We start from the raw sequence: 6,179 nt of genomic DNA on the forward strand, positions 1-6,179 counted from the left end.
TCAACATGTTCTGTTTTTCCCAATGGCGCGTGCGTGGCGCTGTAAGCATTGCCGCGCTGGTACTTGGCGGGTGCAGTTTCAATGGCACCTACCCGGACGCCAGTGCCCCCGATGCGGCGAAGCTGCGCTTTATCAGCAGCAGTGACAGCTCGACGCTCGACTTGTTCGATGCCGAACACTGCGGCGGCCAAACCACGGGGCTGCTCAATAACCTGTTCAGCGCCAATACCCGGCGACGGGCAGACATGAGTGCCGCTGCACCCGAGGATGCCAAGGCCTACTTGGAAGTGCGGCTGCAACCGGGCCATGAGCTATTCGCGCGCGCCAATACCTTGAGCACCGGCAGCGTGTGCACCGTGGGGTTCAACTTCACCCCGCAGAGCGGCGGCGAGTACGAAGCGGACTTCCGCAAAGTAGGTCGCACTTGCCAGGTCACCCTTAGCCGTCTGCGCCAGATCGATGGCAAGACTGTGCGCACGCCGATCGTGCTGACCAACAAAGGCCTGCCCGCCTGCGCCGGCCACAACCCTATATTCCCCAAACCCACCGAAGCACAACCGCAGTCAGCGGAGCGTGCAGCGCTGATCGCGCAGATCGTCGACGCGAGTGTCATCGCGAAAATGAAGCCCGACGCCGACGATTCCCCTTCGGTCCAGAAAACACTGCTCGACAGATCCGTAGCGGAACGTAAACAGCGCCTCGACTTCAGCCTGCCCGATGCCTATTGGACTGAATATCAGCAGAACCTGGAGCAGTTCTCCAATGAGATGAGGGGCACCAAGGCCCGTTCATTGCAGTTGTACAAGGATTACTACACCAACCGTCTGGGCCTGCTCGACACCCCGGCGATCAAGGAACTGCTGCCCGATAGCGAAGCGGCCGACCGTAGCAAGGCGATGTCGACCAATAATGAAATGCTGGAGTACTACTACCGAGCCCAGCAAGCACTGCTGAAGGAAACACTGAGCGCACATCAGGCACGCATGGCCGATCTGGATCAGCGCTTTGAGGTGTGCAAGCGTTTTGCGGCCTGCTGGCAACGTTAAAGCGGAGTGCGGCTTGAAAATACTGGCCGACGCATGTATGCCGCCTTCGCCCTGAGCAGGGGGCAGTTGGGCATGGATGGCCTGTGCCGGCGTGCCCCCGAAGCAATGCCGAAGTGAGGGAACGCCGAGCCTAGGCGAGGCGCCGGATGCGGGGGCAGGAGCGTTTTGCTTACTTTTGCGCTCTTCAAAAGTAAGTCGCTATAAGAGCGAAACCGTAAGCTGCCGTGACCGCAGCAACGGATATGTACCCCAAACGCCCAGACACATCCCTCATCCCGATTTCGCAGACATGGGCTGGGGCATGCTGAACATCGACATAACCCCGTACCTGGGCAAGACCGAGAAGCTCAACATCACCCTGCCGGACTATGTCATTCAGCAAATCGACCGCTTCGTCCGCGAGCACAACATCAAGAACCGGTCGCCCTTCCTGACCGATGCCGCGCTGAAAGCGGCTTCAGAGGGCAGGCCAAGCGGAGTGAAGCCAGTTGGGGCTGCTGCGCACCCCAGCGGGAGCAAGCTCCCTCGCCACAGGGGTTGTGGCCTGCCAAATAGCTGTATTACCTGACTGCATTGAGACGACCAATTCCCTCAATACTTTTCAGAGGTTTTTCGCAAAGACGATCGGTCAGAGCTCCTGAAACTCATAAAATCACTAAAACACTCTAAGTTAATGATTTTTCTTTTCAGCCAAATAAAAATCTAGATATTTTTTTGGTCTTTCTTTAAAGGCTCTTTCCTTACCATATTGATAGGCCTTATTCAGGTATCTGTAGGATGCATCATTATCCCCCAGCTCAAAGCACACCATCCCTAAATCAATTAATGGCGCAGTATCAATATCGGAGTTTTCTGCTTTAAGCTGGAGCTCAGCCCAATACTTTGCACTTTCAAAGTCAGACAAACCAAAATATGCGGTATAAAATGATCCCGCAAGCCATGAACCAATCATCTCCCACTCCAACTTCGGCTCAGGCAACAAAGCCCATGCTTTTTCATACTCACACAGTGCCAAAGCATGATCTTTATCTGTGTTCAGGCTATTACCAAGCTCTATAAGTGATACTATTTTCTCTTCAAGCGCTGGATTCTCATCCGACAAAATACGCATATTAATCACCGTCTTTTTAAAAATTGAGATACTTCTGCTGGACCTATAAAATTCTCGGGCGGAATTTATCGCTCAAGCAATTTAGCACCCTGAAAACGATTGTGCCTGTAATACTCAAGCTCATAATTTTTTGGGTCTCTCATCCAAGTTCTGACCTAATTGGATTTCGGCTCATAATATCCACCCTTTTAATCCAGTATTTAACAGCGTTAGCTAAGTGAGCCAAATCCCCATCTTGAACCCGATACCATCTCCCATCGGTAGAGCTCTTAAATCTCATGTCGCTACAGGAACCACGAATACATCCCTCGCCACGCACTCGCTCAATAACTGCCCGGCCGGTCTTACTATTTTTCCACCATGTGTCCGGTCCTTACAGCCTCTCCAAAGTGACCCGCTGTAAGAGCCAGCCCTTTCAAGATCTTTGGAAAAAGCCCCAAAAAATAGTCGTTTTTTGACCAGAAAAAAATACTAACTGAACCAAACTCAACTCGTTTTCTTCTTAATTTCAGCCTTGAATTGGCGTATGACGCAATTTAGGCAAAGACCTTGAAAGGGATGGCTGTAAGAGCGAAACCCTAAGCAGCCGTGACCGCAGCAACGGATATGTACACAAAACCCTATGCAGCCAGGTGAAAAGCATCGGCAGGTTTGGCGAGGACTGCGTCCTCGTGCGCAGCCTCGCTGCGCTCGACAGCGGCTACAGGTTTCGACGGTGCCAGCCTCAGCGCCCCGCTTTTCAGCCAATGACCCGAGCCAAGCGCAGCGCCAAGCTCGCCGCCTGCTCCGCACTGCCCACATTGGTAAACCCCATCACCAACCCCTGCCTACTCCCGTCCCCCAGATACCACTGCGACAGCGGCTCCACAGCAATCCCCTCACCCCGAGCCCGCAGGGCAATCTGCACATCGTCCCCCTCCCCCAGCCCAGCCACCAGATGCATGCCCCCCGCCTGCGGGTCTATCTGCAAACGCCCCCCCACCTGCTGGTGCAACGCCTCCACCAGCCATTGCCGCCGACGCGCATACAAGCCACGCATTTTGTTCAGATGCCGGGCAAAGTGCCCCTCGTTGAGAAAGGCCGCGACCGTCGCTTGCAGCAGGTGCGGGCAGTGGTTGTGCAAACGATCCGCCTGGCGGGCGAACGCTGGGGTCTGTTCGGCGGGCACCACCAGGTAGGCCAGGCGCAGCCCTGGAAACAGGACTTTGCTGAAGGTGCCGGTGTAGAGCACGCGGCCCTGCTGGTCGAGGCTCTTGAGGGCGGGCAAGGGCTTGCCCTGGTAGCGGTATTCGCTGTCGTAGTCGTCCTCGAAGATCCAGCTGCCTTGGCGGTTGGCCCAGTCCAGCAGGGCCAGGCGCCGTGGCAGCGACAACGACACCCCCAACGGGCTCTGGTGGGTCGGGGTGACCACGGCAAAGCCGGCCTCTGGGGCGCGGGCGATGCCTTGGGCGACGTCCAGGCCTTGATTGTCCACGGGCACCGGCACCAACTGCGCGCCGGCTTCCAGCAGTGCGTTCCTGGCCATGAAGTAGCCGGGCTCCTCCAGCCAGCAGGTGGCGCCTGGGCGCATCAGGGTGTGGCTGATCAGGTCGAGGCAGGCGCGGTAGCCGGCGCAGACGAAAATCTGCTCCGGGTGGCAGGTGATGCCCCGGGAAATCCCCAGGTAGGAGGCAATGGCCGCCCGCAGCGGGGCGTAGCCGCGGGCGTCCGGGTAGACCAGGCCTTCGACGCCCGCCTGGCGCAGTTGCCGGCCCGCCAGGCGGGTCCAGAGTTTGCGCGGAAAGGCGTCCAGCGCTGGCAGGCCCATTTGCAGTGCCAGGGGCGAGGTGCCGGCATGGGTGGCTTGATGGGTCGTTGCAGCCACCGGGGCGCGCTGCGTGGGCGCGCAAAGCGGCGCCAGTTGCGGGGTGACAATGGTCCCGGCGGCGCCGCGAGCAATCAGGTAGCCCTCGCCTATCAGCAGTTGATAGGCGGCTTCCACGGTGCCCCGCGCCAGGTTGAGTTCCGCGGCCAAGGCGCGAACTGCCGGCACGCGGTCCCCCGGACGCAGGCGGCCATCGGCGATGGACTCGCGAAACCGCTGGTACAGCTGGCGATAGATCGGCGCCGTCTGGCTGCGGTCCAGTTCGAAAGGAAGGATCATGGCCTAGTCATTTATGCATTTTTTGGCCCTGTAGCTTAAGCCATTGGCCTTCTACAGTGGGTCATCTCTTTGCAGCGGATGACGGACATGCCCTACACCCTTCAACACCTCGATAGCGAGGCGGCCCTGGCGGCCAGTTTCGACGTGATGCGTGTCTTGCGCCCGCACCTCACCCACCCGGCGGCCTATGTCGCCCAACTGGCCCGGCAAACCGAACAGGGCTACCGTTTGCTCGCCGCGTGGGACGCCGAGCGCATCGTCGGCCTGGCCGGTTACCGCGAGCTGGAAAACCTGCTCTACGGGCGTTTCATCTACGTCGATGACCTGGTGGTGAGCCCGGAGCTACAGCGCAGCGGCCTGGGAGCGCGGCTGTTGAGTGCGGTGCGGGATGAGGCCGTGCAGCGTCAATGCGAGCACTTGGTGCTGGATACCGGCCTGCATATGCCCCTGGCCCAGCGCTTCTATTTCCGCCAGGGGTTGCTGGCCCGCGGCATGCACTTCACCCAGCGGCTTCGCGGTGGGGAGCCGGCATGAACACTGTCCTGTTGATCAACGCCAGCCCCCATGGCCAGGTTTCCCAGGGGCACTGGCTGGCACTGGAGCTGCTGAGCGCCCTGCGCCAACGCTATCCGCAGCTCGAACTGGTCGAGCGCGATCTGGCGGCGCAGCCGTTGCCACCGCTGGGCCTGGACTACGCCCACGCCCTGACCACCCCCACGCCCTTCGACGAGCCGTTGTTCGAGGTGTCCGAAGGGCTGATTCGTGAGTTGGAGCGCTGCGATGTGCTGCTGATTGCCACGCCCATGCACAACTTCACCCTGCCGGCGGCGCTCAAGCTGTGGATCGACTACGTGCTGCGCATTCACCGCACCTTCAGCTCCGGCCCGGAGGGCAAGGTCGGCCTGCTCAAGGACCGCCCCGTGCATGTGCTGGTGAGTTCCGGCGGCTTTCACCAGGGCCCGCGGGCACGCCAACCGGACTTTCTGACGCCTTACCTGCGCCAGGTGCTGAACACCCTTGGCCTGTTCGACCTGCAGTTCACTTATCTGCAGGGCTTGGTGTTCGGCGACGAAGCAGTGCGCGCAACCCTCGACGAGGCCCGCAGCGCACTGTCCTTGCAGCCACTGTTCACCCCCCTTGTTTGCGCTTGATCACTTTTTTCCATATCGGAGTTTCACCATGAGCCAACTCAGACTGCCCTTTGCCACTTTGTCGCCGGCCGCCTATCAAGGCCTGCTCGCCACCAACACCGCCCTGGCCGCCAGCCCCCTGGGCCTGCCCTTGCTGGAGCTGGTGTATTTGCGTGTGTCGCAGATCAACGGCTGCTCGTTCTGCCTGGGCAAGCACTCACAGACCCTGCGTGAATGTGGAGTCGCCCAGGACAAATTGGATTGCCTCGCTGGCTGGCGCGTCAGCGAACTGTTCAACGACCGCGAACGCGCCGCCCTGGACTGGGCCGAAACCCTCACCTACGTCCACGACAAGGGCGCGCCGGACGCACTGTACGAACCGCTGAAAGCGCACTTTAGCGAGGTCGAAATTTCCGACCTGACCTTGGCCGTGTCCTTGATGAACGCCTTTAACCGGCTGGCGGTGGGCATGAAGCTCTGAGAGTGAGGTCGCCGTTGACGGTGTTGGCTTTGCTTTGGACTTTGGCTGTTGATCTTCCTGCCCCTTCAGAAGGTCAAGCGCAGGTATTACGCAGGCGTCAGCCAGGGCGATGGATGGCTTGCGGGCCAATTCGCCGGCAAGCTGTTCTGGTCAAGTGTTTCCGGACACCGTTTACGGTGATCAAGCCGCCAACTGCTCCCTAGCTATTGGCGACAGGTAGTTGTTGTAGCTGTGGAGCCTGATTCGGTTGTAGCGCATGAGGAAGCTG

At 59.3% G+C, this 6,179-nt stretch carries 6 protein-coding genes and 1 pseudogene; 5 read left to right on the top strand and 2 right to left on the bottom strand.

Translation table 11 applies throughout. The features are described from left to right. The first annotated feature begins 5 nt into the window (after positions 1-5). Together GWQ44_RS29995 and GWQ44_RS30000 are read left to right on the top strand one after the other, a co-directional pair. A complete protein-coding gene (locus tag GWQ44_RS29995; RefSeq protein WP_016968763.1) occupies positions 6-1,046 on the top strand; it encodes a hypothetical protein in 1,041 nt (346 codons plus the stop codon). Positions 1,047-1,317: 271 nt separating this feature from the next. Next, positions 1,318-1,497: pseudogene (locus GWQ44_RS30000) on the top strand (type II toxin-antitoxin system HicB family antitoxin); the annotation flags it as partial. A 219-nt stretch (positions 1,498-1,716) separates the two neighbouring features. Here GWQ44_RS30000 and GWQ44_RS30005 read toward each other — a convergent pair. Beyond that, entirely contained in the window at positions 1,717-2,157 is a 441-nt protein-coding gene (locus GWQ44_RS30005; RefSeq protein WP_080963036.1) for a hypothetical protein, read from the bottom strand. A 739-nt stretch (positions 2,158-2,896) separates the two neighbouring features. Further along, positions 2,897-4,300, bottom strand: a complete 1,404-nt coding sequence (locus GWQ44_RS30010; RefSeq protein WP_275929010.1) for a PLP-dependent aminotransferase family protein — start codon at positions 4,298-4,300, stop codon at positions 2,897-2,899. An 87-nt stretch (positions 4,301-4,387) separates the two neighbouring features. Between GWQ44_RS30010 and GWQ44_RS30015 the strand changes: the two genes are divergently transcribed. The 3 genes from GWQ44_RS30015 to GWQ44_RS30025 are packed head-to-tail and all read left to right on the top strand — an operon-like array spanning position 4,388 to position 5,911. Then, positions 4,388-4,834, top strand: coding sequence for a GNAT family N-acetyltransferase (locus GWQ44_RS30015; protein ID WP_275929011.1), 447 nt, complete (start codon positions 4,388-4,390; stop codon positions 4,832-4,834). Next, complete coding sequence (locus GWQ44_RS30020) at positions 4,831-5,451, top strand: NAD(P)H-dependent oxidoreductase (protein ID WP_275929012.1); 621 nt, start codon at positions 4,831-4,833, stop codon at positions 5,449-5,451. Before GWQ44_RS30015 ends, GWQ44_RS30020 begins: the two co-directional genes overlap by 4 nt. A 28-nt stretch (positions 5,452-5,479) precedes the next feature. Further along, a complete protein-coding gene (locus GWQ44_RS30025) occupies positions 5,480-5,911 on the top strand; it encodes a carboxymuconolactone decarboxylase family protein (RefSeq protein WP_016968757.1) in 432 nt (143 codons plus the stop codon). The last annotated feature ends 268 nt before the right edge of the window (positions 5,912-6,179 follow it).

This window comes from Pseudomonas sp. 3MA1 (assembly GCF_029237275.1).
GTDB classification, from domain to species: Bacteria; Pseudomonadota; Gammaproteobacteria; order Pseudomonadales; family Pseudomonadaceae; genus Aquipseudomonas; species Aquipseudomonas fluorescens_AP.

What these genes read in the sequence shown, in the direction of transcription:
- GWQ44_RS29995 (WP_016968763.1), top strand. Translation starts at nt 6, where the DNA reads ATGTTCTGTTTTTCCCAATGGCGCGTGCGTGGCGCTGTAAGCATTGCC.
- GWQ44_RS30025 (WP_016968757.1), top strand. Translation starts at nt 5,480, where the DNA reads ATGAGCCAACTCAGACTGCCCTTTGCCACTTTGTCGCCGGCCGCCTAT.
- GWQ44_RS30010 (WP_275929010.1), bottom strand. Translation starts at nt 4,300, where the DNA reads ATGATCCTTCCTTTCGAACTGGACCGCAGCCAGACGGCGCCGATCTAT.
- GWQ44_RS30015 (WP_275929011.1), top strand. Translation starts at nt 4,388, where the DNA reads ATGCCCTACACCCTTCAACACCTCGATAGCGAGGCGGCCCTGGCGGCC.
- GWQ44_RS30005 (WP_080963036.1), bottom strand. Translation starts at nt 2,157, where the DNA reads ATGCGTATTTTGTCGGATGAGAATCCAGCGCTTGAAGAGAAAATAGTA.
- GWQ44_RS30020 (WP_275929012.1), top strand. Translation starts at nt 4,831, where the DNA reads ATGAACACTGTCCTGTTGATCAACGCCAGCCCCCATGGCCAGGTTTCC.